Below are 26,935 nucleotides of genomic sequence, written 5' to 3'. Positions count from 1 at the left end.
CCTGCCATGCATGGCAGGTTGCCGGAACTGACCCCGCTTATTAGCTTATGCCAATAAACTACTTGCCAAGGCTGGAAGCTGGCGTTATAGTCGTTTAAACACTTACGGAAACCCGTTCATGACCCGCTTCTTCTTTACCGGCTATTTTTACTTTAGCAATTCCAACCCAAAGGCGGTGGAGTAGCGGCCGGTGCACGTAGAAGCAAAAAACGAGTTCCAGCAAATTCCAAGAAAACCGCCTCCCCGAGGCGGTTTTTTTTTACCCCGATTTTTTACCCGACCTTTCGATCACCTGGAGAACAGCATGCCCCGTACCGACGATTTACGCATCCGCGAAATGAAGGAATTGACGCCACCGTCCCACCTGATTCGCGAGTTTGCCTGCTCGGAAGCGGCCGAGCAGACGGCGGCCAACGCGCGCATCGCGCTGCACCGCATCCTGCACGGCCAGGACGACCGCCTGATGGTGGTGATCGGCCCGTGCTCGATCCACGACCCGAAGGCGGCGATGGAGTATGCGCGCCGCCTGGTCGCGCTGCGCCAGGAACTGGCCGGCGACCTGGAAATCGTCATGCGCGTCTACTTCGAAAAACCGCGCACCACCGTCGGCTGGAAGGGCATGATCAACGACCCGTACATGGACAGCAGCTTCCGCATCAACGACGGCCTGCGCATGGCGCGCGAGCTGCTGCGCGACATCAACGAGCTGGGCCTGCCGGCCGGCACCGAATACCTGGACGTGATCAGCCCGCAGTACATCGCCGACCTGATCAGCTGGGGCGCGATCGGCGCCCGCACCACCGAATCGCAGGTGCACCGCGAGCTGGCGTCCGGCCTGTCGTGCCCGGTCGGCTTCAAGAACGGCACCGACGGCAACGTCAAGATCGCCGTCGAGGCGATCAAGGCGGCCTCGCAGCCGCACCACTTCCTGTCGGTGACCAAGGGCGGCCACTCGGCCATCGTGTCGACCAACGGCAACGAGGATTGCCACATCATTCTGCGCGGCGGCAAGACGCCGAACTACGACGCCGCCAGCGTCGAGGAAGCCTGCAAGGCGATCGCCGCCCAAGGCCTGGCGCCGCGCCTGATGATCGACGCCTCGCACGCCAACAGCTCGAAGAAACCGGAAAACCAGGTGCCGGTGTGCGCCGACATCGGCCGCCAGGTGGCCGGCGGCGACAACCGCATCGTCGGCGTGATGGTCGAATCGCACCTGGTCGCCGGCCGCCAAGACTTGGTGCCGGGCAAGGAACTGACCTACGGCCAGTCGGTCACCGACGGCTGCATCGACTGGGACAGCAGCGTGCAGGTGCTGAAGGACCTGGCGGCGTCGGTGCGCGCGCGCCGGCTGGCCACGCAGGCCGCGGAGGCTGCTTCAAAGTAACGTAGTCTGTAAGCAATAACTTGCCGCGAAGGGCCCCGATGGCGACATGGGGCCCTTTCTTTTTGCGCTAGACTGGCAAGGTTGTTGTAAGAATCATGAAAGCAGGTTCAGTACGATTGACACCCAATTCCGTTGCATGTTTTTATATAAAACATGGGTGGTGTCGCTGAACACCCTCCTAGACGCACCGCAAGCCATCCGGTTTTTTATGCGACCCGCTTCCTCCCTGGAAGAGGGCGTTGGACGACTGCGGCCAAAAATAATATAGGGAGGTTTTTATGATGCAAGAAAAAGTATTGTCACGCTCTTTGCGACTGATGTTCCTGGGGAGTGTCGCGGCCAGTTTCTCCATGCCGGTGTTGGCGCAGAATGCGCCCGCGCCCGCGGACAACCAGGTGATCCAGCGCGTCGAGATCACCGGTTCGTCGATCAAGCGCATCGCCAAGGAAGGCGCGCTGCCGGTGCAGGTGCTGACCCAGGCCGACATCAAGCAGACCGGCGCCACCTCGGCGACCGACCTGATCCAGATGCTGCCGTCGATGCAGGGCTTCGTTCCATCGTCGAGCTCGGTCAACGGCGGCGGCGCCGGCGTCACCACGGCGGCCTTGCACTCGCTGCCGTCGAAGTACACGCTGGTGCTGCTCGACGGCCAGCGCATGGCCCCCAGCGCGATCGGCAACGGCCAGGGCGGCGGCTACGCGGTCAACATCGAAAGCATCCCGCTTGAAGCGGTGGAGCGCATCGAGATCCTCGGCGACGGCGCCTCGGCGCTGTACGGCTCCGACGCGATCGCCGGCGTGGTCAACTTCATCCTGAAAAAGAACATGACCAAGGGCGAGGCCTATGCCACCTACGGCCAGCCGAAAGCCTCCGGCGGCAAGTGGAACAGCGCCGGCCTGACCAAGGGCTGGGGCGACCTCGAGACCGACAAGTGGAATGTGCTGCTGACCCTGAGCCACGACGAGCAGCAGCGCATCAGGGCGCTGCAGCGCGACTTCTCGGCGCAGGGCGCGTTCTTCAAGTTCAACAGCGGCGGCAAGCAGTACTGGTTCGACCAGCGCACCGGCAACACCGAGCCGGCCAACATCACCTTCAACGCCCGTCCGCGCGGCACCACCGACGACACCACCGGCTACGCGATCAATCCCTACCTGGCCGCCAACGGCAATTGCGGCAGCGCGCTGGCCGGTCCGCTGGGCACGCAGTGCCGCTTCAACTACGGCGCGACGGTCGAGGACGTTCCGGGCTCGCGCCGGGACAGCGGCCTGCTGAAAGGCACCTGGCAGATCAACGACGACACCAAGGCCTGGGCCGAGCTGGTGCTGTCGAGCTTTAACATGCACGCGCAATACGCGCCGTCGGCGCAGCCGATGGGCGTCAACTCCACCACGCGCTTCCCGGCGCTGTACGCCAAATACGTGCAGCCCTACCTGAACGCCAACAATCTGGAAAACCCGACCAACGACGCCACGCTGGGCTATCGCTCGGTGCTGATCGGCGGCCGCACCGACGAATACGTGACCGAGGCGCGCCACTTCTCGACCGGCATCGACGGCAACGCCTACGGCTGGGCCTACAACGCCAGCCTGATCCTGTCGCAATCGAAGATCAAGGACAACGCCGCCGGCGGCTATTCCGACTTCAACCAGCTCGAAGCGCTGGTGGCGGCCGGCAAATACGACCCGGTCACCGGCATCGGCGCCGACCAGCTGGCGGGCGCGCTGCTGAACGGGATCAACTTCTCCACCACCACGTCCAAGCTCAACACCTTGCACGCGGGCGCGCAGCACGACCTGTTCAACCTGCCGGGCGGCACGTCCATCATCTCGCTGGGCGGCGACTACTCGAAGACCCATTACCAGATCGGCTATCACCCGCTGATCCTGGCCAATTCGGGTTATTCGACGCAGCCGGCGTCGGCCGATTATCCGGTCGGCGGCACCTACGGCCAAGTGCCGTTTGACGCCCGCCGCGACAACTGGGGCGTGTTTACCGAGGTGCTATTCCCTATCCACAAAACGTTCGAGGCGACCGTCTCCGGCCGCTACGACAGCTACGACAAGGTGCACAGCAACTACATCTTCTCGCCAACGCCGGACGCCAGCGGCGTGCAGCAGCAGCTGGCCAGCGGCGAACTGGGCAACACGTCCAGTGCCGGCACCTACAAGGTCAGCGCCCGCTGGACCCCGGTCGATACGGTGCTGGTGCGCGCCGCCTACGGCACCGGTTTCAAGGCGCCGAACCTGAGCGACATCGCCGGCTCCAACACCTTCAACGGCAGCACGGCCGGCAGCTATGCCTGCCCGTTCCCCGGTTCGCCGGGCTGCCTGGTCGGCAATGCGCAGTACGACCTGCTGATCGGCCCGAACGGCCAGAGCGGCTCGGCCGGCCTGCAGCCGGAGAAATCCAAGCAATGGACCTTCGGCGGCCGCATCGAACCGCTGCGCGGCCTGTCGCTGGGCCTGGACCTGTGGAACGTGCAGATCCGCAACCAGGTGCTGTCGGCCGGCACGCCGGAGCAGGTGGGCTTCGCCAATCCGCAGCAGTATAAAAACCTGTTCGTCAATCCGTATCCGGATCCGGCCGGCTACACCACGATCGCCTACCTGCTGGCGCCGATCAACGGCGGCGTGGCGAACTACCGCGGCGTCGATTGGGACTTCAGCTACCGCAACAAGACCGCCATTGGCGACGTCAAGGCGGCCTGGAACGGCACCTACATGATCAAGCAGAACTACACCACGGAGGCCGGCGGCGTCGCCAATACCGACCTCGGCGTGTTCGGTCCGGACAATGCGGTGGTGTTCCGCGTGCAAACCAACCTGAGCCTGAGTCTGACCAACGGCGCGCTGACCAACACGCTCACCGCGCACTACAAGTCGGGCTATCACGACCAGGCCTATCCGGTCGATACGGCGATCTTCGCCGTCGCGCCGGGCGGCGGCGTCGGCGACTCGGTGGCGTTTGCCGGCTTGTGGACGCCGTCGTACACGACGTTCGACTGGCAGGGCAAGTATGACTTCGGCCGCTTCGCGCTGACCGCAGGCATCAAGAACCTGTTCGACCGCAAGCCTCCGCTGACCCTGCAGAACGCCGGCGGCGGCAACCAGCTGGGTTATGACGGCCGTTACGCCGATCCGATGGGACGCGCGTTCTACCTCACCGGCAACGTCAAGTTCTAAAAGCAAAAGCCCCATGTGTTCGGGCACACATGGGGCTTTCTTTTGGCTATTAAAAAACTACGGGCTGATTAGAACTTGTAGGAACCAACCAGGTAGAACTGACGACCCAGCGGGTCGGTGTAGCGGCCATCGTAACCGGACTGGTTACCACCACCGGCATTGCGGATGGTGAACGGCGGAGTGATGTCGGCAATGTTCTTGACACCGGCGGTCAGCGTGAACTGCTTGCTGAACGCGATCTTGCTCTGCCAGTCGAAGGTCGTGTACGAGGACACCTTGCGCTTGAACGCCACGTAGTCGCCCAGGCTGCCGTCGGCATTGACCACGCGGACGACGCTGTCGTCTTCGGTGTACACCTGGTCGGTATAGCCCGAGTGGTAGTTAGCCGTCAGTGCATGGGTGAAACGGTCGCTGGTGCGCAGCGACGCGGTCAGCTTCGAGATCCAGCGGAACGTCACGTCCGAGTAGGAGTTGAAGCGGCCGATGTTTTTCTCCACGCCGCTTTCAGGGGTTTCCTGCTCAGCCTTGGTCATGAAGGTACCGGTCCACTGCACGTTCAGCTTACCAAACGGGGTGGCCGTTTTGTAGGTGTGGTCCCAGTCGATACCCTGGAAGTGCGAGCTGGCCAGATTGAACGGGGTCAGCGCGGCGGCCAGCACGTTCTGCTTCTGGATCGGATCGAAGTAGCTGCGCAGCAGGCTGTCGTACAGCTTGGGATTGCCGAACACGGTGTCTTCCGACAGCGTCTGGATCTGGTTGGTCAGCTTGACGTCCCAGAAGTCGAAGCCGATCGACAGGCTGGCCACCGGCTCGAGGCGGAAGCCCAGCGTGGCTTGCTTCGACTCTTCCGGCTTCAGCGAGCCGGCGCCGGTCGAGGCGTTGCCGCCGGTCAGCAGCGTATATTCCGACGAACCCGGGTTGCACAATGGGAAGCGTGGATCGCTGGCCGACGTGATTGGGCAGGCGTGGAACTGCGACGAGCCGCCGTTCACCAGTGGCTTGACGATGTTGGTCAGCGTCGGAGCCTTGAAGCCGGTGCCATAGGAACCGCGCAGCAGCAGCGTGTCGATCGGATTCCAGCGCAGCGCCAGCTTGTAGGTGGCCTTGCTGGCGGTTTCGCCCTGCGAGCCCGGCGCAATCAGATTGCCCGCGGAGTCGAAGTTCTTGTCGTTGTGGACCGAGCCGAAATGGTCGTAACGGGTCGATGCGGTCAGGTCCATGGTCTTCATCAGCGGCAGCAGCAACTCGCCGTACGCGCCGTAGTTCTTGCGGCTGGCGTCGATCGGCAGGGCGCCAGCGCCGCCGCCGACGATGGCGTCGGTGAAGTTAGGCTGCTGCACGTTCTGACCTTGCGAGTACGCATCCGGCGCTTCCGAATACTGCTGCTTGGTGTAGTCGGCGCCGACCGCCAGCTGGGCGGTGCCCGCCGGCATCTTGAACAGCTCGGTCGAAGCGCTCGCTTGCAGCACGTCGAGCTTGGACTTGGTCTCGTTCAGCAGGTTGTGCAGCACGGCCGGGGCCAGCACGTCCTTCGAGGTGCCCGACGGCGCGAACGGATCGAACTTGCCGTTGTTGACCAGAGCGTCGAAGGCGTTCAGGCTCATGTAGCCGCCGGCCGCCGTATCCTTCTGGGTGTTTTCCGAGTGCGTGAACGCGGCGCGGTAGTCGAAGTTCTTGTACGTGCCGTCGACGCCGAAGGCCAGGTGCTTGGCGTCGGTTTTGTATTCGTCGGCGCGGCCGCCGGCGTCCACCAGGCGCAGGTTCATCGCCACGCTGGTGACCGATGCCGGATCGATGCCCAGGCGGGCCAGGTATGGCAGGATGGATTTCTTGTACAGCGCGCTACCGACCGGAATGCCCAGCGGCTGCGCCGGCGGCGCATATTGCGCGGTGTTGCTGAACGACGAGCCCAGCGCTTCCATGAAGAAGTTGGCGTTGTCGTTGATCTTGTAGTTCAGCGAGCCGAACACACTGTCGCGCTTCAGGCCTGGCGTGTCCTGCACGGTGGCGGCGTAGTCGAACAGGCAGCGGTTGCCGACGTTGAACAGGTTGGGGCCGTTGCACTTGCCGGTTTCCAGGAAGTTCGGGCCGAACGCGGCGCTGCTGGCGACGCCCTTGGCATTCTTGTACTTGACGGTGGCGTTGCCCGGAATCGAGTTTGAGCTCAGCTGATACAGCGAGTAGTTCTTGCCGCTGTCCGAGAAGGCGACCACGCCCGACTTGGAGAAGTCGCGCTCGGAAGCGAACATGGCCTTGCTTTCGTCGTGGGCCGCCGACAGCAGAATGTTGAAGCCGTCCTTGTCCAGGTCGCCCCAGCCTTTGGAGATCGACACGTTGGAGGTCGAGCCGCCGGTGGATTTCGGCTGGTTGTACGAGCCTTCGATGACCAGGTCGGTCTGGTTCTTCTTCAGGATGAAGTTGACCACGCCGGCGATCGCGTCCGAGCCGTACAGCGTGTTGGCACCGTCGGTCAGGATCTCGACGCGCTCAACGGCCGCCAGCGGAATGCTGGCCAGGTTGACGGTGGAGCCGGAGGTGGCTGGCGCCAGACGGCGGCCGTTCAGCAGCACCAGCGTGTAACCCTCGCCGATGGCGTGGATCGACGCGGTCTGGATACCGGCGCCGCCGCCGTTGACCGACATCGACGAGGTGGTGAAGCCTTGCATCGACGGCAGCGTGGCGATCAGGTCGGCTACGCTGCTCGCGCCGCTCTGCTCGATCTGCAGCTTGGACAGGGTCTGGACCGGCAGCGCGCCCTCGGCGGTGATACGCTTGATGCTCGAACCGGTGATCTCTACGCGCTGGATCGGTGCGTCCGGCGCGGTTTGCGCCACTGCCGCATGCATGCCCATAGCCAGGCCACTGGCGCAAATCAGGCGTACGGAGCGGGACAATACTGTTTCAACCATCATTATTTAGGCTCCCAAATTTGAAACGATGAACACGGGGTGTGATTTATATTTTTTATCGGCTGTATCGCCGGTTGAAAAAAACACAAACGTTCTTTTCATCTGGGCATCAGATCACCCGGCGCCATTTGCTGTCAATGAACAAACTTGCAATTTAGTAGTAGTATTGCATTATTAACTTCACGGCAACAGTGCTCTAAATTTGAGCAAAAAAACGCTCTAATTTGGTGCGCAAGGCAAGGAAATCTTGGGAAACATTGATTTTGGATCAAAAAAATAGGGAAAATCTTGGCTGGACGTAGTCGCTATGCAACAAGTTGGTGCAAAAGCAATGTCATGAACCTGTATTAATATCGAAACAGAACGTTACATTTATGCGACAAAGGGACGATTCCCATATACAACTTGTTTCCGCAGGCCATTTCGGCGCTGTGCTATCTCATGTATTGTTAGGCACTTTTCGCGACATCAACCGCTAAGGACCAAGATCGCATGCTGGCTTATATCGTTCGTCGCCTATGGCAAATGTTGCCGACCATGCTGGGCGTGGTGCTGCTGGTGTTCCTGCTGTTTAACTGGGTCGGCGGCGATCCGGCCTACATCCTGGCCGGCAAGATGGCCAACGCCGACAGCATCGCCAACATCCGCCACCAGCTGGGCGTGGACCAGCCGTATTACGTGCAGCTGTGGATCTTCATCAAGCAGATCGCCAGCTTCGATTTCGGGCTCAGCTGGGCGACCGGCGAGCCGGTGTCCAACATCATCGCCACGCGGCTGGGACCGTCGCTGACGGTGCTGATCCCGCTGACCTTGCTGGAGACGGTGCTGGGCATCGGGCTGGCGCTCTGCGTTGCCTTCGTGCGCGGCTCGCTGACCGACCGCGTGGTGATGATCGCCTGCACGGTCGGCATGTCGATCAGCATCCTGGTGTACATCATCGTGTTCCAGTACGGGCTGGCCTACCGGCTGGGCTTGTTCCCGGTGCAGGGCTGGGGCCAAGGCTTCTGGGAAAACCTGCTGCGCTATTCGACCCTGCCGATCCTGATCGGGCTGGCGGTGTCGATCGCGCCGACCTTGCGCCTGTACCGCAGCTTCGTGCTCGACGAGGCCGGGCAGGATTATGTGCGCACCGCGCGCGCCAAGGGCTTGAGCGAGCGGCGCGTGATGTGGGTGCACGTGCTGCGCAACGCGGCGATTCCCATCATCACGCATGTGATGTCGAACCTGCCGGCGCTGCTGATCGGGGCCTTCCTGCTGGAGCGCTTCTTCGGCATACCGGGCATCGGGCGCGAAGTGATCCTGGCGGTGGAGCGCAGCGACTTTCCGGTGATTAAGGCGATCACGGTGTATGTGGCGGCGGCAACGATGGTGTTCAACCTGCTGACCGATCTGATGTACCAGGCGGTCGATCCGCGGGTGAAGCTGGCATGACGGCGATCGTGCATGCCGGATCGCCCGGCTTGTGGCTGCTGGCCTGGCGGCGCTTGCGCGCGGATCGCGTGGCGATGGCGTCGCTGTCCGTGGTGGCGGCGTTCCTGCTGATGCTGGTGCTGTCGGCGACCGGGCTGATCGCCGCGGATTGGGAGAACGAGGTCGGCGTGAATTATGCGCCGCCGGGTTTTGTCGGCGCCGTTGCCGGGGTTGCGTCCGCGCCGGCTCCAGCTCAACCATTGCCGGACAATCCCTTCGATCCGTTGGCCGGCGACATGGCCCAGCTGCGTGGCGCCGGCAGGCCCGCGACCCTGCCGTTCGGCGGCGACAAATGGGGCCACGACATCATCAAGAAAACCATCAAGGGCGGCGAAACCTCGATCGTGGTCGGCCTGGTGGCGGCCTTGCTGGCGGTCGGGCTGGGCACCTTGTTCGGCGCGCTGTCCGGCTATTGGGGCGGCGTGGTGGACGACTTCTTCAACTGGTTCTACAGCATCTTCACCGCCATCCCCTCGGTGCTGATGATACTGGCCGTGGCCGCCGTGCTGCAGCAGAAGGGCGTGCTGACGATCGTGCTGATCCTCGGCCTGACCGGCTGGACCGGTCCCTACCGCCTGATCCGCGCCGAATACATCAAGCACAAGGCGCGCGAATACGTGCTGGCCGCCGACGCCATCGGCGCCTCGCACTGGCGCAAGATGTTCTCGCACATCTTCCCCAACGTCAGCCATGTGGCGCTGGTGCAGATGTCGATCCTGGTGGTCGGCTTCATCAAGGCCGAGGTCATCCTCAGCTTCCTCGGCTTCGGCGTGCCGGTCGGCGTGGTGTCGTGGGGCAGCATGCTCAACGAGGCGCAGAACGAGCTGATACTCGGCCGCTGGTGGCAGCTGGCCGCCGCCGCCATCGCCATGGCCTTGCTGGTGACGGCGTTCTCCCTGTTCACCGACGCCCTGCGCGACGCCCTCGATCCCAAGGTGAAATGATGACCAGCGAAAACCTATTGGAAATCACCGACCTGCGCATCGCCTTCCGCACCGGCCGCAACACCACGGTGGAGGCCATCAAGGGCGTGTCGTTCAGCGTGCCGCGCAACGGCACCGTCGCGCTGGTCGGCGAATCGGGCAGCGGCAAGTCGGTCAGTTCGCTGGCGGTGATGGGCCTGCTGCCGCCGGACACCACGATCATCGACCCGGCCGGCAGCATCCGCTTCGACGGCCGCGAACTGCTGACGATGAGCCGCGCCGAGCGCCGCGCCATGTGCGGCAAGGATGTGGCGATGATCTTCCAGGAGCCGATGTCGTCGCTGAACCCGGTGTTCACGATCGGCGCGCAGATAGGCGAAGTGCTGCGCCTGCATATGAAGATGAGCGAGGCGCAGGCGCGCCGGCGCACGCTGGAATTGCTGGACGAGGTCGGCATTCCCGATCCCGCCGGCAAGATCGACGCCTATCCCAGCCAGATGTCGGGCGGCCAGCAGCAGCGGGTGATGATCGCCATGGCCATCGCCTGCGAACCCAAGCTGCTGATCGCCGACGAGCCGACCACCGCGCTCGATGTCACGATCCAGAAGCAGATCATGGAACTGATCGCGCGCCTGCAGAAACGCCATGCGATGGCGGTGCTGTTCATCACCCACGACCTCGGCCTGGTGGCGGAGATCGCCGACCGGGTCATCGTCATGCGCCACGGCGAAGTGCGCGAGGCTGGCGCCGCCCACGACGTTTTCAGCCGGCCGCAGGACGCCTACACCAAGGCCCTGCTGCATTGCCGTCCGACGCTGGACGCGCGGCCATGGCGCCTGCCGGTGATCGCCGACTACATGGCCGGCGTCGAGCACCAGCGCCACGCCGGCGGCGACATCGCCGAAGGGCAGGGCGTGACACCGCTGCATCCGCTGGAGCGCCAGCGCGGCAGCGGCCCGGACGACCAGCCGGTGCTGGTCGTGAACAATCTGAGCAAGAGCTTCTATCTGCGCGAAGGCTGGTTCGGCAAGCGCGAGTTCAAGGCGGTCAAGGACGTGTCGTTCACGCTGGCGCGCGGCAAGACCCTGGGCGTGGTGGGGGAATCCGGTTCCGGCAAGACCACGGTCGGCCTGACCTTGCTGCGCCTGCACCAGGCCACCGGCGGCACCGCCATGTTCGAGGGCCGCGACCTGATCGGCATGCCGGCGCGCGAGTTCCAGGCCTACAAGCGGCGCATCCAGATCATTTTCCAGAATCCGTATGCCTCGCTGAACCCGCGCTTCACGGTCGGCCAGATCCTGCTCGAGCCTATGCGCATCCACCGCATCGGCGCCGACGACCGCGAGCGCGCCGCGATGGCGTATTTACTCTTGGAAAAAGTCGGATTGCCCGCATCTGCCTTCCAGCGCTACCCGCACGAGTTCTCCGGCGGCCAGCGGCAGCGCGTCGCCATCGCGCGCTGCCTGACTATGAAGCCGGAGATCCTGGTCTGCGACGAATCGGTCTCGGCGCTGGACGTGTCGGTGCAGGCACAGGTGCTGAACCTGCTGCAGGATTTGCAGGACGAGTTCGGGCTGTCCTATATTTTCATCTCGCACGACCTGTCGGTGGTCAAATACATCGCCGACCAGGTGATGGTGATGCACCAGGGCGCGGTGGTGGAAATGGCCGACTCCGACCAGCTGTACCGCAACCCCGCGCATCCCTACACCCGAGCGCTGCTGGCGGCGATACCGCGGCACGGTTAAGCGTTTTTTAAGTTAAGATATCCGAATGGCGAACTTAATCTTACTGTTGCAGGAATACGGCGTACTGATCGTGTTTGCGGTCGTGCTGGTCGAGCAGATCGGCTTGCCGATTCCCGCCTTCCCGATACTCATCGTCGCCGGCGCGCTGTCGGTCGACGGCGACACCCGCTGGCCCGCCGTGCTGGCGGTGAGCCTGCTCGCCTGCCTGATCAGCGATTATTTCTGGTTCCGCGCCGGCCGCTATTACGGCAAGCGCATCCTCAAGCTGCTGTGCAAGATCTCGCTGTCGCCGGATTACTGCGTCAGCCAGACCGAAGACAATTTCAACCGCTGGGGCCCGAAAGCGCTGGTGGTGGCCAAGTTCATCCCCGGCTTCAATACCATCGCGCCGCCGCTGGCCGGCGCCATGGGCACCACCAACGGCACCTTCCTCGGCTTCAGCGTGCTGGGCGGCCTGTTCTGGAGCGGGACCGGCATCGCCATCGGCGCCTTCTTCCACACCAGCGTCGATCAGGTGCTGGACGTGCTCAGCACCATGGGCACCACGGCGCTGATCGTGCTGGGCGTGCTGCTGTTGCTGTTCGTCTCGTTCAAGTATGTGGAGCGCAAGCGTTTCCACCAGTCGGTTGACATCGAGCGGATCACGATCGCCGACCTGAAAAAACTGCTGGAGCAGGGGCATGAGCCGGTGCTGGTCGATGCGCGCAGCGTGACGGCGCAGATGCTGGAGCCGGCCGTGCCCGGCGCGCTGCTGTTCAACGGCGGCGATCCGAACGAGCAGATTGCCGCGCTGGACAAGAGCCGTTACATCATCGTCTACTGCAGCTGCCCGAACGACGTCACCGCCGCCCACGTGGCGAAAGGGTTGATCAGCCAGGGCTACAAGCGTGCCCAGCCGCTGCACGGCGGCCTCGACGCCTGGAACGCCGCCTTCGGCACGCCGCAGGCTGTTTCCACCGACAACACCGCGTCAGTCGGCTAATTCGCCGGCTGAGGCTGTTCGGCGAGCAGTTTTAGTTTGTCGCGCTCATACACGTAATAGTAAGTTCCACCGGGACCCTGCTCGTTTCTCATGCCCTTAAATACGATAAGGGCGCTGTCGGGACGAAAATCGACCGGCATCGCGCTGTCGTAATCGCCGCAGCAGATGATGAAGGGCAGCCAGGTCACCTTGCCGCTGCGCGCGTCCAGTATCGCCCCCATGACGCAGGAAGCTCCGCAACCCCAGGTCGCCACCACAAAATGCCCCGCAAAATTGACGTGCTGCGCGGCGGCCTCGCGCAGCCGCGAACCGAATTCCCGGTCTTTTTTTGTCAACAGCCTTGGCTTGGCTGTCGGGCCGGAGTAGATATCGCTCACCTGATGACTGGAAAACTGCGGCGGCGAAGCGTCGGCTGCGCCGCTGGCCTGAGGAGGTGCGAGCAGAATCGTGGCGGCCGCCAGGGTGGATAAGATTTTCATGGTTAGTACCAGTGATGTTTTTGCCAAAATATGCGTGCATTGGAGGCGCTGCGATAGCGCTGCATAATGTATCGTATTCCGCCTTGGCATTCCTCCACGCCGTTGCCAAAGGAGTTGATTCCACGTGGATTAAGGTCGTAGTTGTTTCTCAATAGCTGGAACAGGCCGCGAGCCGATGAGTGGCTGTTGCGGGCCCCGACTTTGCCGCTCGATTCCTGCGCCATGAGCCACAGCAGATCCTGAAATTGAGCGCCAGGCGTGTTTTCCAGTCGCATGGCTTCGCGAAGCGCGGTTTTAGACGCATCTGGAACATCGGATGGATTTCGCTCCGTAGTATCCCCGTGCAAAGCTCGCTTCTTGTGCGTCGCATGCGTAGTCATTCTGGCCTCCATAAAAGACGGTGGAAACGAAAGAGTGGCTGCAAATGGTGGGGTGAGTGTTGCGCTGGCGCAAGTCGGTCGCGGCCGGTTCGTATGGTGGTCGAAGTCGTAGTCATACTACGAAAAAAATATTCCACATTGTAATTTTACGTGGCAAACGTGCCGCAACTGTACTAAAACTACAAACTTCACTTGCCTCGAATGGTGAAAATACTTTAAGCTTAGGCCTCAACTATTTTCGATCTATCATGACAGCTCAGTCCCTCCAAACGCCTCCCTTCCTGACCACCGCATTCCCTGGTGGCCCGCGTCTGCTGGCGGACATCGGCGGCACCAACGCGCGCTTTGCGCTGGAAACCGCTCCGGGCAAGATTGAGGCGATCGAAGTATTGGCTTGCGCCGCATATCCAACCTTGGCCGCCGCCCTGGTTGCCTATCTGGCCTCGCCGACCGTCACCCAGGCCGGCGTCACCGGCATCCGCAACGGCGCGATTGCGATCGCCAATCCGGTCACCGGCGACATGGTGCGCATGACCAACCACCACTGGGAATTCTCGATCGAGGCGCTGCGCCGCGAAGTCAATTTCGACACGCTGGTCGTCGTCAACGACTTCACCGCGCTGGCCAGTTCCCTGCCGCAGTTGTCGGCCACCCAGAAGCACCAGGTCGGCGGCGGCACGTCCATCGCCGGCACCCCGCTGGGCCTGATCGGCGCCGGCACCGGCCTCGGCGTTTCCGGCCTGATCCCGGGCAAGGATGGCTGGACCGCGCTGCTGAGCGAGGGCGGCCACGTCACCTTCTCGCCGGCCAATGAAACCGAAGTGGCCATCCTGCGCTTCGCCTGGAAGGAATTCGAGCACGTTTCCGCCGAGCGCCTGATGTCCGGCGCCGGCATCGAACTGATCTACCGCGCCCTGGCCGACCACACCGACATGCCGGCCGAAAAGCTGAGCGCCGCCGAAATCTCGCGCCGCGCGCTGGACGGCGAATGCACGCTGTGCGACGAAGTCATCGAAGCGTTCTGCTGCATGCTGGGCACCATCGCCAGCAACGTCGCGATCACGCTGGGCGCGCAGGGCGGTATATATATAGGCGGCGGCATCGTCCCGCGCCTGGGCGAGCGTTTCGACCGCTCCGGCTTCCGCGCCCGTTTCGAAGCCAAGGGCCGTTTCAACAAATACCTGTCCGAAGTGCCGACCTGGGTGATCACGGCGGAATACCCGGCGTTCGTAGGTGTTTCGGCAATCTTGTCAGAAAGACTTGCTGCCGCGTAAGGCAAGTTACATTTCGAAGAACGCGAAATGCGCGTTTTGCGGTTTTATCAGGTACAATTCGGCTTGTTGGATGAAACGTCTTAGCTTGGCCGCGTATGTTTTCGCCCGAAAACCACGCTTCCAGAGCACGTTTTATGTATGAAGCGATGGCTTCGGCCGCCGCTGGCATGTCCCTCTCTCCCGCCTGGCGCGCATCGGCCCGGGCGTCGGAAAAACAGCTTCAGCGAGTATTCCAGCAGGCAGCGTCGTAGATGCTGGTCATTGCCTCACTGAATGTGATTGATTTCTTTCTTGCATGAAAATGCAACCACAAGATTGCTATGGATACAGCAGAGGCTAAAAGAGTCCTCGAAACCGCCTTGCTATGCGCTCGTGAGCCATTGTCGATCCACAGTCTGAAAAAGCTGTTTGTCGAAGTGGACGATCAAGACCGGCCGCGCGGTCCCGGAGTCGGTTCCGATACGATCAAGGAATTGCTCGAAGAATTAAGGCTGGATTGGGCCGGCAAGGGTGTGGAGGTGATCAGCCTGTCGACCGGCTGGCGCTTCCAGAGCCGCCCCGAGATGAAGTTGTATCTCGACCGGATGAACCCGGAGCGGCCGCCCAAGTACTCGCGGGCGACGCTGGAAACCCTGGCCATCATTGCTTACCGCCAGCCGGTGACACGGGGCGATATTGAAGAGATACGCGGCGTAGCCGTTAATTCCCAGACGATCAAGATGCTGGAAGACCGGGGCTGGGTAGACGCCATCGGTTACCGCGACGTCGTCGGCCGCCCGGCTTTGCTGGGCACCACCAAGCAGTTTTTGGATGATTTGGGCTTGAATTCGCTGTCCCAGCTGCCTCCTTTGCAGCAAATCAGCGATATGCAGGGTGGCGGTCCGGATATGGAAGCGCTGGAAGCGGCCCTGCAGGAAAACTTTGAGAAAGCCGCGCAAAGCGAGTTGCCCGTCGTCGAAGCTGAACCAGCGTCGACCAGCCCGGAAGCCGGCCCAGAACCAATTAATCACGACCCTGCGCCAGATTTAACGGTTGACGCTGAGCACAACCAAGAAATGAATAATGAACAATCCTAATTCCCCTGAGACAGTCAACGACGTAGCGCCGGCCGAAGTGGCCGCCAAGCCTAAACGCCGCACCAAAGCCCAGATCGAAGCCGATAGCGAGGCGCATGCGCCGAGCGCCGCCGCCGAGTCCGGCGCCGCGCCGGTCAAGGCCAAGCGCAAGCCCAAAGCGGAAGCCGACCTGGTCGCCGCACCGGCTGCCGCCGACGCCGCGGCCCCGGTGAAAAAACCGCGCGCCAAGCCGGCCGCCAAGGCCGCTCCGGCAGCCGACGGCGCCGAAGCCCAGCCGCAAGCCGCCGCCGCTCCCGCAGCTGCAGCTGTAGCTGCAACTGAACCTCCGGCCAAGGCGCCGCGCGCCAAAAAGCCGGCCGCGCCGGTTGTTGCCGATACCGCAGCAGCTGCAATCGCGGCACCAGCCTCCGCAGTCGAAGCGCAAGCCGCTCCTGCCGAAGCCGGTGGGCGTGGCCCACGCGGTCCGCGCGGCCCGCGCCAGATGCGCGAACAGCGCGCCGCCCGCGAGGCGATGATGCCGCGCCCGGCCCCTGTAGTTGCCGCCGAAGGCGAAGCCGCCCCGGCGGAAGAGGGCGCCGCGCCGAACGCTGGCAAGCCGCGCCACGAGCGCGGTCCGCGCGACGGCCAGCGCGATGGTCAACGCAACGGCAAGAACGGCAAGGGCAAGAACGGCAAGCCGCGTCCCGGCCAGAACGCCAACGGCGCCAAGGCCAACGATGCCGACGCAGCGTTCTCCTACGTCACCTCCGACGCCTTCGACAGCGAAGAGTCGGGCAAGGGCCGCCAGGCGCCGAAAGCCGTGCGCCGCGACCTGACCTCGGACGACGACGCGCCGAAGCTGCACAAGGTCCTGGCCGAAGCCGGCCTCGGCTCGCGCCGCGACATGGAAGACCTGATCGTTGCCGGCCGCGTGTCGGTCAACGGCGAGCCGGCCCACATCGGCCAGCGCATCCTGCCGACCGATGCGGTGCGCATCAACGGCAAGCTGATCCAGCGCCGCGTCAGCAAGAAGCCGCCGCGCGTGCTGGTGTACCACAAGCCGGCCGGCGAGATCGTCAGCCATGACGACCCGGAAGGCCGTCCATCGGTGTTCGACCGCCTGCCGACCATGAAGGCCGGCAAGTGGCTGGCCATCGGCCGCCTCGACTTCAATACCGAAGGCCTGCTGCTGTTCACCACCTCCGGCGACCTGGCCAACCGCCTGATGCACCCGCGTTACAGCATCGACCGCGAATACGCGGTGCGCACGCTGGGCGTGCTGGAAGAAGGCATGCGCCAGAAGCTGCTGGCCGGCGTCGAGCTGGAAGACGGACTGGCGCAGTTCTCCAAGATCGCCGACGGCGGCGGCGAGGGCATCAACAAGTGGTACCGCGTGATCATCGGCGAAGGCCGCAACCGCGAAGTGCGCCGCATGTTCGAAGCGATCGGCCTGACCGTGTCGCGCCTGATCCGCACCCGCTACGGCGCGATGACCCTGCCAAGCAGCCTGAAACGCGGCCGCTGGGAAGAGATGGAAGAAAACACCGTGCGCGACCTGATGGCGGCGTACGGCGTCGAGAAGAAAGGTGCGGGCGATGTGCCTGCGCCGCGCGGCAAAGGCCCGCAGCAAGCCAAGCCGGCCCAGAACAAGGGCCCGGAAAAGCGTCCGCAACGCGGCCGTGGCGATGACCGCGATTTCGACGACGATGACGAGGACGATCACGACGAACCGAACTTCAACCGCGCCGATGTCAGCAACGACAACGCGATGCCGTTCGCCAAGGCCCCGCGCGGCCAGGGCCGCGGCGGTTTCGGTGGCGGCCAGGGCCGTCCGGGCGGCAACGGCCAGGCTCGTCCAGGCGGCGCCCAGGGCAGCGGCCGTCCAGGCGGCAATGGCAACGGCCAGGGCCGTCCGGCCGGCGCGCAGACGTCGGGCCGTCCGGGTGGTCGTCCGCAGGGCATCGGCGGTTACGCCGGCGGCCGTCCGCTGGGCGAAGGCCCGGCGCGTCCGCAGGGCCAGGGCGGCCGTCCGCAAGGACAGGGGCGTCCGCAAGGCGGCCAGGGTGGAGCGGGTCAGGGCGGCGGCCAGTCGGCCAAGGGTCCGGGCCGCGGTCCGCGCCAGCCGGATCCGTTGCAGACGACTTTCGGTTTTGGTAATTCCGGCGCGCCGCGCCGCGGTCAGCCGCCACGCGGCGGTGCGATCGACCACGGCATGCCGCGTCGTCGCAAGGGTTAAATCCCCGTCCTTGCAAACCGGCGATAGCGCCTGTTTGCAAGGCTTGTAGCCTTATTTGAACTGTTGCGTGCCTGCTTTTCCGACTCGTGCGGCATTGCAGCGGAGATCATATAAGGTTATAATAACCAGCCTAGTAAAAGTTCTTCGCGGGGTACTTCCCCTGAGAATGCTTTCATCTGGCTGGGTATTACAAGAAGATGGGCAGATGCCCATTTTTTTTTTGGTGAACCGTTTTGAACGGCCTGTTTTTAATATGTTGAAACAGGCCTTGATCTGGAGAATTTCTTGCAGCTGCCGGAATTAATTGAAAAGACCGTAACGGGTCTGGGCTATGAGCTGGTTGATGTCGAACGGGCCGAGCGCGGACTGCTGCGCGTCTTTATCGATTTCAACGCCGCCGACGCCGAAGAAAAAGGCCCGATTACCGTGGAGGATTGTGCCACGGTCAGCCACCAGCTGTCGCACGTGCTGACGGTCGAGAACGTGAACTACGAGCGTCTCGAAATCTCGTCGCCAGGGCTGGATCGCCCGGTGCGCAAGCTGGAAGACTTCGTGCGTTTTGCCGGTTGCGTAGCAATCGTCAAACTGCGCACCGCAATGCCGGGTACGAACAACCGGAAATCGTTCGAGGGCGTTCTGCAAGAACCCCAGGGCGATAATTTGTCGTTGGAATTTGAAAGCAATGAAGGTCCGGCGTTGTTGGAGTTTACGCTCGCCGATGTGGATAAGGCACGCTTGGTGCCAAAGGTGGATTTTAAGGGACGCAAAGCATGAGTCGCGAAGTTTTGTTATTGGTAGACGCGCTGGCGCGTGAGAAAAACGTCGATAAAGATGTGGTTTTCGGCGCGCTTGAATTCGCGTTGGCGCAAGCCACGAAGAAACGCTATGAAGGTGAAGTGGATATTCGCGTTTCGATCGACCGCGAGTCGGGTGAGTTCGAATCCTTCCGCCGCTGGCACGTGGTGCCCGACGAAGCCGGCCTGCAGCTGCCGGACCAGGAAATCCTGCACTTCGAAGCCAAGGAACAGATTCCGGACATCGAAGTGGACGACCACATCGAAGAGCCTATCGAATCCGTCGAATTCGGCCGCCGCTTCGCCCAGGACACCAAACAGGTGGTCCTGCAGCGCGTGCGTGACGCCGAGCGCGAACAGATCCTGGTCGACTTCCTGGAGCGCGGCGACGCGCTCGTGACCGGCACCATCAAGCGCATGGAGCGCGGCGATGCGATCGTCGAGTCGGGCAAGATCGAAGCCCGCCTGCCACGCGACCAGATGATCCCGAAAGAGAACCTGCGTATCGGCGACCGCGTCCGCGCCTTCATCCTGCGCATCGACCGCAATATGCGCGGCCCGCAAGTGATCCTGTCGCGCACCGCTCCGGACTTCATCATGAAGCTGTTCGAGCTGGAAGTGCCGGAAATCGAGCAAGGCATGCTGGAAATTAAATCGGCGGCGCGCGACGCCGGCGTCCGCGCCAAGATCGCCGTCTACACGGCCGACAAGCGCATCGACCCGATCGGCACCTGCGTCGGCATGCGCGGTTCGCGCGTGCAGGCCGTGACCGGCGAACTGGGCGGCGAACGCGTCGACATCGTGCTGTGGTCCGAAGATCCGGCGCAGTTCGTCATCGGCGCGCTGGCTCCGGCCAACGTCTCGTCGATCATGGTCGACGAAGAGAAGCACGCGATGGACGTCGTGGTCGACGAGGAAAACCTGGCGATCGCCATCGGCCGCTCCGGCCAGAACGTGCGCCTCGCTTCCGACCTGACCGGCTGGAAGATCAACATCATGACGGCCGAGGAATCGGCCGACAAGGCAGCCCAGGAAACCGCGGCGGTGCGCGCACTGTTCATGGAAAAACTGGACGTCGACCAGGAAGTCGCCGACATCCTGGTGGAAGAGGGCTTTGCCAGCCTGGAAGAAATCGCCTACGTGCCGATCTCCGAAATGCTGGAAATCGAATCGTTCGACGAAGACACCGTCAACGAACTGCGCACCCGCGCCCGTGACGCCCTGGTCACCGAAGCGATCGCTTCGGAAGAAGGCCTGGAAGGCATGGACGAGGCGCTGGTCGGTCTGGAAGGCATGGACCGCGTCACCGCCGGCAAGCTGGGTCTGGCTGGCATCAAGACGGTGGAAGCATTTGCTGCACTGGCCTACGACGAATTCGGCGCCATCCTGGCGTTGTCCGCAGACCGTGCACGAGCATTGATTAAGAGTGAATTTGAAGATGTGACCGACGATGAGATGAAGTTGGTTGACTCGAAGTACGACGACCGCGCCAAAGGCCTCCAGGCCAAGGCATGGAGTCTTGCCGAATCTGCAAAGGCTTAATTTGAGTATCTTTATCATCTCCGCGACACATAGAAAAGAGGACTGAATGGCGAGTAACAACGTAGCCCAATTTGCCACCGAACTGAAGATGCCTGCAGACTTGCTGCTGACGCAGCTGCGTTCTGCCGGCGTCGAAAAAAGTTCGACGTCAGATCCATTGTCGAAAGATGATAAGGATAAGCTGCTCGATCACCTGCGCCGTACCCACGGCGCCTCGGCTGATACCGAAAAGAAGAAGATCACGCTGACGCGCAAAGAAACCACTGAAATCAAGCAGGCCGACGCCAATGGCAAGGCCCGCACGATTCAGGTCGCTGTGAAGAAGGTGCGTACCTTCGTCCAGCGCGACGAGCCGGTCGTCGCCGCGCCGGCGGCGCCTGCCGCCCCGGTGGTCGACGCCGCTGAAGTCGCACGCCGCGAAGAAGAGGCGCGCAAGCAGGCAGAACTGATCGCACGTCAGGAAGCGGAACTGCGCGAGAAGCAGGAGCGCCTGGCCAAGCTGGAGTCGGAGAAGGAAGCGCAAGCGCGCGCCACCGCCGCCGCCGAAGCCGAAGCCAAGAAGGAAGCCGACGCTGAAGCCAAGAAAGCCGCCGCCAAGGCCGCCGCCGCCGCGACCGCCGCAGCTGCCGGCACCGCGCCGGTAGCCGACACCGCCGCCGAGGAAAAGAAAAAAGCCGCCGCCGAGGAAGCCAAGAAGAAGGCTGCCGTCGCCGCCAAGGAAGCCGCCGAAAAAGCGGATGCCACCGAGCGCGCACGCAAAGCCGTGGCCGACGAGGTTGCCCAGATCAAGGCCATGATGAACGCGCCGCGTCGCGCCATCAAGGCGCCTGAACCGGCGCCCGCGCCGGTCAAGGCCAAGGTTGCCGAAGGCACGCTGCACAAGCCTGCCACCGGCGCCGTGGCCAAGCCTGGCGAGAAGAAAGACGACAAGAAGCCGGTCACCGCGGACAAGAAGTCGATCAAGTCGGCCAATGTCTCGTCGACCTGGCAGGACGACGCCAAGAAACGCGGCGCACCCGGCGCGGCTAACAAGGGCCGTGGCAACACCGGTTCGACCGGCGGCCGTGACGGCTGGCGCAGTGGCGGCAAGGGCGGCCGTCGCGGCTCGCACGCCGATGACCGCGAAACCAACTTCCAGGCGCCGACCGAAGCCGTCATCAAGGATGTCTACGTGCCGGAAACCATCACCGTGGCCGAACTGGCGCACAAGATGTCGGTCAAGGCTTCCGAAGTCATCAAGCAACTGATGAAGCTGGGCCAGATGTGCACCATCAACCAGGTGCTGGACCAGGAAACCGCGATGATACTGGTCGAGGAAATGGGCCACAAGGCCTTCGCCGCCGAGATCGACGATCCGGAAGCGCTGCTGGCCGACCAGGGTGAGCACGCTCACTTTGAATCGGTGCCGCGCGCTCCGGTGGTGACCGTCATGGGTCACGTCGACCACGGTAAAACCTCGCTGCTGGATTACATCCGCCGCGCCAAGGTGGCGTCGGGCGAAGCCGGCGGCATTACCCAGCACATCGGCGCGTACCACGTGGATACGCCACGCGGCACGATCACCTTCCTCGATACGCCGGGTCACGAAGCCTTTACGGCGATGCGTGCCCGCGGTGCGAAAGCAACCGACATCGTCATCCTGGTGGTGGCGGCGGACGACGGCGTGATGCCGCAGACGAAGGAAGCGATCGCCCACGCGAAAGCGGCCGGCGTGCCGCTGGTGGTGGCGATCAACAAGATCGACAAACCGGGCGGCAACGTGGACCGTGTGACGCAGGAACTGGTTGCCGAACAAGTGGTGCCGGAAGAATACGGTGGCGAATCGCCATTCGTGCCGGTATCGGCCAAGACCGGCGTCGGCATCGACGCGCTGCTGGAACAGGTGCTGCTGCAAGCCGAAGTGCTGGAACTGAAAGCCCCGATCGATGCGCCTGCGCGCGGTCTGGTGGTCGAGGGACGTCTGGACAAGGGCAAGGGCCCGGTCGCGACCATCCTGGTGCAATCCGGTACGCTGAAGCGCGGCGACGTGATCCTGGCGGGCTCTTCCTACGGCCGCGTGCGCGCGATGCTGGACGAAAACGGCAAGCCGATCAACGAAGCCGGTCCATCGATCCCGGTCGAAATCCAGGGCCTGACCGAAGTGCCGCAAGCCGGCGAAGAAGTCATGGTCATGGCGGACGAGCGCAAGGCGCGCGAAATCGGTCTGTTCCGTCAAGGTAAGTTCCGCGACGTGAAACTGGCCAAGCAGCAAGCCGCGAAGCTGGAAAACATGTTCGACCAGATGGCCGAAGGCGAAGTCAAGAACCTGCCGCTGATCATCAAGACCGACGTGCAGGGTTCGCAGGAAGCGCTGGTTGGCTCGCTGCAGAAACTGTCGACTTCCGAAGTGCGGGTACAGGTTGTGCACGCAGCGGTCGGCGGCATCACCGAATCGGACGTCAACCTGGCGGTCGCCTCGAAAGCGGTCATCATCGGCTTCAACGCCCGTGCCGACGCCCAGGCGCGCAAGCTGGCCGAGTCGAACGGTGTGGACATCCGCTACTACAACATCATTTACGATGCGATCGACGAGATCAAATCGGCGTTGTCGGGCATGCTGGCACCGGAAAAACGCGAGACCGTCATCGGTCAGGTCGAGATTCGCCAGGTCATCCTGGTCTCGAAAGTCGGCGCCATCGCCGGTTGCCTGGTCACCGATGGCGTGGTCAAGCGTTCGTCCTCGGTACGCCTGCTGCGCAACAACATCGTGGTGTGGACCGGCGAGATCGACTCGCTCAAACGCTTCAAGGACGACGCGAAAGAAGTCCGCGCCGGTCTGGAGTGCGGCTTGTCGCTGAAGAACTACAACGACATCCAGGTGGGCGACTCCCTGGAAGTGTTCGAAGTGCAGGAAATCGCTCGTACGCTGTAAGCTCCGGCGCATAGGGCAGCAACAGGTAAAGTGGACGGGGGCATCAGCTCCCGTCCACTTGCCGTTTATGGAATATCATGGCAAAACATAGCAAAAACATCCCACAGCGCGGTCAGCGCGTGGCCGACCAGATCCAGCGCGACCTGTCGGAAATCATCGCCTACGAGTTGAAGGACCCGCGCGTCGGCATGATCACCATCACCGAAGTGCAAGTGACGCCGGACTACGCGCATGCGAAGATCTTCTTCACCATGCTGAAAGACAGCAAGGAGCAGGTCAAGAACACCGTCGACGGCCTGAGCGCCGCGGCCGGCTACATGCGCGGCCAGCTGGGCAAGCGCCTGCACATCCACACGCTGCCGATGCTGCACTTCGTGCACGACACGTCGACCGCGCGCGGCATGGAATTGTCGCTGCTGATCGACCAGGCCAACAGCACCCGCTCGCTGGACGACGACCAGGCGCCGGCCGAAGAGAAGAAGGACGGCGAGTAAGCACGCTGCACCGATGAAGCAAAACCATCCCAAGAAAGTCCGCGACCTGGTCGACGGCGTGCTGCTGCTCGACAAGCCGGTCGGCTTTTCCAGCAACGATGCGCTGATCAAGGCCAAGCGCGTGCTCAACGCAAAGAAGGCCGGCCACACCGGCACCCTCGACCCCTTCGCCACCGGCTTGCTGCCGCTGTGCTTTGGCGAGGCCACCAAGTTCTCGCAGGACCTGCTGGAAGCCGATAAATCGTACGACACCACGGTGCATCTGGGCCAGACCACCGACACCGGCGACACCGAAGGCGAAGTGATAGCCAGCCGGACCGTCGACGTCACGCTGGAGCAGATCCACGCCGTGCTGGAGCGCTTCCGCGGCCCGATCGCGCAGGTGCCGCCGATGTACTCGGCGCTCAAGCGCGACGGCAAGCCGCTGTACGAATACGCCCGCGCCGGCATCACGCTGGAGCGCGAGGCGCGCAACGTGGTCATCCACAAGCTCGAGCTGGTGTCTTACGAGGCGCCGTTCCTGAAGCTGTCGGTCACCTGCAGCAAGGGCACCTACATCCGCGTGCTGGGCCAGGACATCGGCGAGGCGCTCGGCTGCGGCGCCCACCTGAACGCGCTGCGCCGCACCCAGGTCGGCGCGCTGACCATGGACGGCATGCTGACCCTGGAGCAGCTGACGGCGCACGAAGCGCCGCTGAGCCTGTTGGCGCCGGTCGATGCGCTGCTGTCGAGCTTTCCGGCCGTGCACTTGACGGCCGAGCTGGCCAAACGCTTCCTCAACGGCCAGCGCCTGGCGCTGGGCAAGGAAGCGGTCGTGGTGCCGGCCGGGCAGGGCAGGGTCCGGGTTTACCTGGACGGCAAGCTGCTCGGCACCGCCATCCTCGGCGAGTACAGCATCCTGGCGCCGGAACGCCTGATCGCCTTTAATTCGCCACCGGCGTCACCCTAGCCGCCAATAAAGCAACTCTTTGAAAATATTCAGGATTTCAGAGGGAGTTGCACCGCAACATGCTATACTACGCGGTTCCAGAAATTGGCCACTCTCGTACGTTACGTACGCACCCGCAGTTTTTCAGCAAATATAACGACCATGTCTACTACAAAACGCGCAATTCGCAACATCGCCATCATCGCCCACGTTGACCACGGTAAAACCACCCTCGTCGACAAACTGCTGCGTCAATCCGGTACCTTCCGCGAAAACCAGCAAGTTGAAACCCGCGTGATGGACTCGAACGACCTCGAAAAAGAACGCGGCATTACCATTCTGTCGAAGAACTGCGCGGTTGAGTACGAAGGCACCCACATCAACATCGTCGACACCCCGGGCCACGCCGACTTCGGCGGCGAAGTGGAGCGCGTGCTGTCGATGGTGGACTCGGTGCTGCTGCTGGTCGATGCGCAGGAAGGCCCGATGCCGCAGACCCGCTTCGTCACCCGCAAGGCGCTGGCGCTGGGCCTGAAGCCTATCGTCGTGGTCAACAAGATCGACCGTCCGGGCGCGCGCGCTGAATGGGCGATCAACCAGACCTTCGAACTGTTCGACAAACTGGGCGCCACCGACGAACAGCTGGACTTCCCGGTTGTCTACGCATCGGCGCTGAACGGTTACGCCAGCCTGGACCCGGAAGTGCGCGAAGGCGACATGACCCCGCTGTTCGAAGCGATCCTGAAGCACGTTCCTGTCCGTGACGACAATCCGGACGGTCCGCTGCAGATGCAAGTGACCTCGCTGGACTACTCGTCCTACGTCGGCAAGATCGGCATCGGCCGTATCTCGCGCGGCCGCATCAAGGCCGGCCAGGACGTCATCGTCCTCAACGGCCCAGGCTCGACCCCGATCAAGGGCCGCATCAACCAGGTGCTGAACTTCAAGGGCCTGGAGCGCGTGCTGGTGGACGAAGCGGTCGCCGGCGACATCGTGCTGATCAACGGTATCGAGGAAATCGGCATCGGCTCGACCATCTGCCAGCCGGACACCCCGGATGCGCTGGAAATGCTGACCGTCGACGAGCCGACCCTGACCATGAACTTCATGGTCAACAACTCGCCGCTGGCCGGCCGCGAAGGCAAGTTCGTCACCAGCCGCCAGCTGCGCGACCGCCTGGACCGCGAACTGAAAGCCAACGTCGCGCTGCGCGTGGCGCCGACCGACGACGACACCATCTTTGAAGTGTCGGGCCGCGGCGAGCTGCACCTGACGATTTTGATCGAAAACATGCGCCGCGAAGGCTTCGAGCTGGCCGTGTCGCGTCCGCGCGTGGTGTTCAAGATGGTCGACGGCGTGCGCCACGAGCCGTTCGAGCAACTGAGCGTTGACGTCGAGGAAGCCAACCAGGGCGGCGTGATGGAAGAACTGGGCCGCCGCCGCGGCGACCTGCAGAACATGGAATCGGACGGCAAGGGCCGTGTCCGCCTGGAATACAAGATCCCGGCGCGCGGCCTGATCGGCTTCCAGGGCGAATTCATGACCCTGACCCGCGGCACCGGCCTGATGTCGCACGTGTTCGACGAATACGCGCCGGTGGACAACACCAAGGGCGAGCTGGGCGGCCGCCGCAACGGCGTGCTGATCTCGCAGGACGACGGCGCCGCCGTGGCCTACGCGATCTGGAAGCTGCAGGATCGCGGCCGCATGTTCGTGGTCCACAACGACCCGGTGTACGAAGGCATGATCATCGGCATCCACTCGCGCGACAACGACCTGGTGGTCAATCCGATCAAGGGCAAGCAGCTGACCAACGTGCGTTCGTCGGGTACCGACGAAGCGGTGCGCCTGGTGCCGCCTATCCAGATGTCGCTGGAATACGCCGTCGAATTCATCGACGACGACGAACTGGTCGAGATCACGCCGAAATCGATCCGCCTGCGCAAGCGTTTCCTGAAGGAACACGAACGCAAGAAGGCATCGCGCGAAGGCGCATAAGCCCTCCAGAGCCTTAAAACCGCCCTTACAGGCGTGAAAGCCGTCCAGCGCAAGCTGGGCGGCTTTTTGTCATTTTGCGGCCCGTGGCGGCGCTCTGCTGCGTTTTGCCCAAATCGCACCATCATGGGCCACCATATAAAATTTGGTGACCGGTCCCGATAGTTAAAACCGCGTCTGCCAACCACCTATTTTTGGTAGAGAAATTGCACCAAATCAGTGATATTTATGCGCGAAATAGGGGTAATC

At 62.9% G+C, this 26,935-nt stretch carries 18 protein-coding genes; 15 read left to right on the top strand and 3 right to left on the bottom strand.

Annotated elements, in window-relative coordinates; genetic code table 11:
- Positions 1-304 precede the first annotated feature (304 nt).
- Together aroG and ACCD07_RS19160 are read left to right on the top strand one after the other, a co-directional pair.
- Entirely contained in the window at positions 305-1,384 is a 1,080-nt protein-coding gene (gene aroG / locus ACCD07_RS19165) for a 3-deoxy-7-phosphoheptulonate synthase AroG (RefSeq protein WP_176655556.1), read from the top strand.
- Between the two features lie 278 nt (positions 1,385-1,662).
- Complete coding sequence (locus ACCD07_RS19160; protein ID WP_413448257.1) at positions 1,663-4,566, top strand: TonB-dependent receptor domain-containing protein; 2,904 nt, start codon at positions 1,663-1,665, stop codon at positions 4,564-4,566.
- Between the two features lie 68 nt (positions 4,567-4,634).
- On the opposite strand, the gene ACCD07_RS19155 is transcribed toward ACCD07_RS19160, so the two are convergent.
- Positions 4,635-7,412 (bottom strand): TonB-dependent receptor domain-containing protein, encoded by a 2,778-nt coding sequence (locus ACCD07_RS19155; protein ID WP_413448256.1) that lies wholly within the window; start codon positions 7,410-7,412, stop codon positions 4,635-4,637.
- A 555-nt stretch (positions 7,413-7,967) separates the two neighbouring features.
- On the opposite strand from ACCD07_RS19155, the gene ACCD07_RS19150 reads away from it, so the two are divergent.
- The 4 genes from ACCD07_RS19150 to ACCD07_RS19135 are packed head-to-tail and all read left to right on the top strand — an operon-like array spanning position 7,968 to position 12,598.
- Positions 7,968-8,906, top strand: coding sequence for an ABC transporter permease (locus tag ACCD07_RS19150; protein ID WP_413448255.1), 939 nt, complete (start codon positions 7,968-7,970; stop codon positions 8,904-8,906).
- Complete coding sequence (locus ACCD07_RS19145) at positions 8,903-9,889, top strand: ABC transporter permease (protein WP_413448254.1); 987 nt, start codon at positions 8,903-8,905, stop codon at positions 9,887-9,889. Before ACCD07_RS19150 ends, ACCD07_RS19145 begins: the two co-directional genes overlap by 4 nt.
- On the top strand, positions 9,889-11,616 hold the full coding sequence (locus ACCD07_RS19140; protein ID WP_413448259.1) for an ABC transporter ATP-binding protein: 1,728 nt from the start codon (positions 9,889-9,891) through the stop codon (positions 11,614-11,616). The genes ACCD07_RS19145 and ACCD07_RS19140 overlap by 1 nt, the downstream gene beginning before the upstream one ends.
- 25 nt (positions 11,617-11,641) lie before the next feature.
- The gene (locus ACCD07_RS19135) at positions 11,642-12,598 is read left to right on the top strand and encodes a VTT domain-containing protein (RefSeq protein ID WP_176655561.1); all 957 of its coding nucleotides are present in this window, start codon (positions 11,642-11,644) and stop codon (positions 12,596-12,598) included.
- Here ACCD07_RS19135 and ACCD07_RS19130 read toward each other — a convergent pair.
- Together ACCD07_RS19130 and ACCD07_RS19125 are read right to left on the bottom strand one after the other, a co-directional pair.
- Positions 12,595-13,077 carry a hypothetical protein gene (locus tag ACCD07_RS19130; protein WP_176655562.1) on the bottom strand — a complete coding sequence of 161 codons (483 nt, stop codon included), beginning with the start codon at positions 13,075-13,077 and terminating at the stop codon, positions 12,595-12,597. The two genes, ACCD07_RS19135 and ACCD07_RS19130, sit on opposite strands and share 4 nt — an antisense overlap.
- Positions 13,078-13,079: 2 nt before the next feature.
- Positions 13,080-13,457, bottom strand: coding sequence for a hypothetical protein (locus ACCD07_RS19125; protein WP_353400206.1), 378 nt, complete (start codon positions 13,455-13,457; stop codon positions 13,080-13,082).
- 248 nt (positions 13,458-13,705) lie between these two features.
- Between ACCD07_RS19125 and ACCD07_RS19120 the strand changes: the two genes are divergently transcribed.
- The 9 genes from ACCD07_RS19120 (at position 13,706) to typA (ending at position 26,689) form a co-directional block, all read left to right on the top strand.
- Positions 13,706-14,731, top strand: coding sequence for a glucokinase (locus ACCD07_RS19120; RefSeq protein ID WP_176655563.1), 1,026 nt, complete (start codon positions 13,706-13,708; stop codon positions 14,729-14,731).
- Positions 14,732-15,051: 320 nt separating this feature from the next.
- Complete coding sequence (scpB, locus tag ACCD07_RS19115) at positions 15,052-15,807, top strand: SMC-Scp complex subunit ScpB (protein WP_176655564.1); 756 nt, start codon at positions 15,052-15,054, stop codon at positions 15,805-15,807.
- Positions 15,794-18,022 carry a pseudouridine synthase gene (locus ACCD07_RS19110; RefSeq protein ID WP_413448253.1) on the top strand — a complete coding sequence of 743 codons (2,229 nt, stop codon included), beginning with the start codon at positions 15,794-15,796 and terminating at the stop codon, positions 18,020-18,022. The genes scpB and ACCD07_RS19110 overlap by 14 nt, the downstream gene beginning before the upstream one ends.
- 285 nt (positions 18,023-18,307) lie before the next feature.
- Positions 18,308-18,796, top strand: a complete 489-nt coding sequence (rimP, locus tag ACCD07_RS19105) for a ribosome maturation factor RimP (RefSeq protein ID WP_176655566.1) — start codon at positions 18,308-18,310, stop codon at positions 18,794-18,796.
- On the top strand, positions 18,793-20,358 hold the full coding sequence (gene nusA / locus ACCD07_RS19100) for a transcription termination factor NusA (RefSeq protein ID WP_176655567.1): 1,566 nt from the start codon (positions 18,793-18,795) through the stop codon (positions 20,356-20,358). The genes rimP and nusA overlap by 4 nt, the downstream gene beginning before the upstream one ends.
- Before the next feature lie 46 nt (positions 20,359-20,404).
- A complete protein-coding gene (gene infB, locus ACCD07_RS19095; protein WP_176655568.1) occupies positions 20,405-23,269 on the top strand; it encodes a translation initiation factor IF-2 in 2,865 nt (954 codons plus the stop codon).
- A gap of 77 nt (positions 23,270-23,346) precedes the next feature.
- A complete protein-coding gene (gene rbfA, locus ACCD07_RS19090) occupies positions 23,347-23,763 on the top strand; it encodes a 30S ribosome-binding factor RbfA (protein WP_176655569.1) in 417 nt (138 codons plus the stop codon).
- A gap of 13 nt (positions 23,764-23,776) precedes the next feature.
- A complete protein-coding gene (truB, locus tag ACCD07_RS19085) occupies positions 23,777-24,712 on the top strand; it encodes a tRNA pseudouridine(55) synthase TruB (RefSeq protein ID WP_413448252.1) in 936 nt (311 codons plus the stop codon).
- Positions 24,713-24,853: 141 nt separating this feature from the next.
- Positions 24,854-26,689: a translational GTPase TypA gene (gene typA / locus ACCD07_RS19080; RefSeq protein ID WP_176655571.1), complete on the top strand. Its 1,836-nt coding sequence runs from the start codon at positions 24,854-24,856 to the stop codon at positions 26,687-26,689.
- Positions 26,690-26,935 lie beyond the last annotated feature (246 nt).

Source organism: Duganella sp. Dugasp56, assembly GCF_047304105.1.
In the GTDB taxonomy this organism is placed as follows: domain Bacteria; phylum Pseudomonadota; class Gammaproteobacteria; order Burkholderiales; family Burkholderiaceae_D; genus Rugamonas; species Rugamonas hordei.
This window is presented reverse-complemented; position numbering and strand designations above follow the sequence as displayed.

Bases quoted from the DNA above. Each gene is read 5' to 3' on its own strand.
- aroG (WP_176655556.1), top strand. From the start codon at position 305: ATGCCCCGTACCGACGATTTACGCATCCGCGAAATGAAGGAATTGACG.
- ACCD07_RS19160 (WP_413448257.1), top strand. From the start codon at position 1,663: ATGATGCAAGAAAAAGTATTGTCACGCTCTTTGCGACTGATGTTCCTG.
- ACCD07_RS19155 (WP_413448256.1), bottom strand. From the start codon at position 7,412: ATGCATGCGGCAGTGGCGCAAACCGCGCCGGACGCACCGATCCAGCGC.
- ACCD07_RS19150 (WP_413448255.1), top strand. From the start codon at position 7,968: ATGCTGGCTTATATCGTTCGTCGCCTATGGCAAATGTTGCCGACCATG.
- ACCD07_RS19145 (WP_413448254.1), top strand. From the start codon at position 8,903: ATGACGGCGATCGTGCATGCCGGATCGCCCGGCTTGTGGCTGCTGGCC.
- ACCD07_RS19140 (WP_413448259.1), top strand. From the start codon at position 9,889: ATGACCAGCGAAAACCTATTGGAAATCACCGACCTGCGCATCGCCTTC.
- ACCD07_RS19135 (WP_176655561.1), top strand. From the start codon at position 11,642: ATGGCGAACTTAATCTTACTGTTGCAGGAATACGGCGTACTGATCGTG.
- ACCD07_RS19130 (WP_176655562.1), bottom strand. From the start codon at position 13,077: ATGAAAATCTTATCCACCCTGGCGGCCGCCACGATTCTGCTCGCACCT.
- ACCD07_RS19125 (WP_353400206.1), bottom strand. From the start codon at position 13,457: ATGACTACGCATGCGACGCACAAGAAGCGAGCTTTGCACGGGGATACT.
- ACCD07_RS19120 (WP_176655563.1), top strand. From the start codon at position 13,706: ATGACAGCTCAGTCCCTCCAAACGCCTCCCTTCCTGACCACCGCATTC.
- scpB (WP_176655564.1), top strand. From the start codon at position 15,052: ATGGATACAGCAGAGGCTAAAAGAGTCCTCGAAACCGCCTTGCTATGC.
- ACCD07_RS19110 (WP_413448253.1), top strand. From the start codon at position 15,794: ATGAACAATCCTAATTCCCCTGAGACAGTCAACGACGTAGCGCCGGCC.
- nusA (WP_176655567.1), top strand. From the start codon at position 18,793: ATGAGTCGCGAAGTTTTGTTATTGGTAGACGCGCTGGCGCGTGAGAAA.
- infB (WP_176655568.1), top strand. From the start codon at position 20,405: ATGGCGAGTAACAACGTAGCCCAATTTGCCACCGAACTGAAGATGCCT.
- rbfA (WP_176655569.1), top strand. From the start codon at position 23,347: ATGGCAAAACATAGCAAAAACATCCCACAGCGCGGTCAGCGCGTGGCC.
- truB (WP_413448252.1), top strand. From the start codon at position 23,777: ATGAAGCAAAACCATCCCAAGAAAGTCCGCGACCTGGTCGACGGCGTG.
- typA (WP_176655571.1), top strand. From the start codon at position 24,854: ATGTCTACTACAAAACGCGCAATTCGCAACATCGCCATCATCGCCCAC.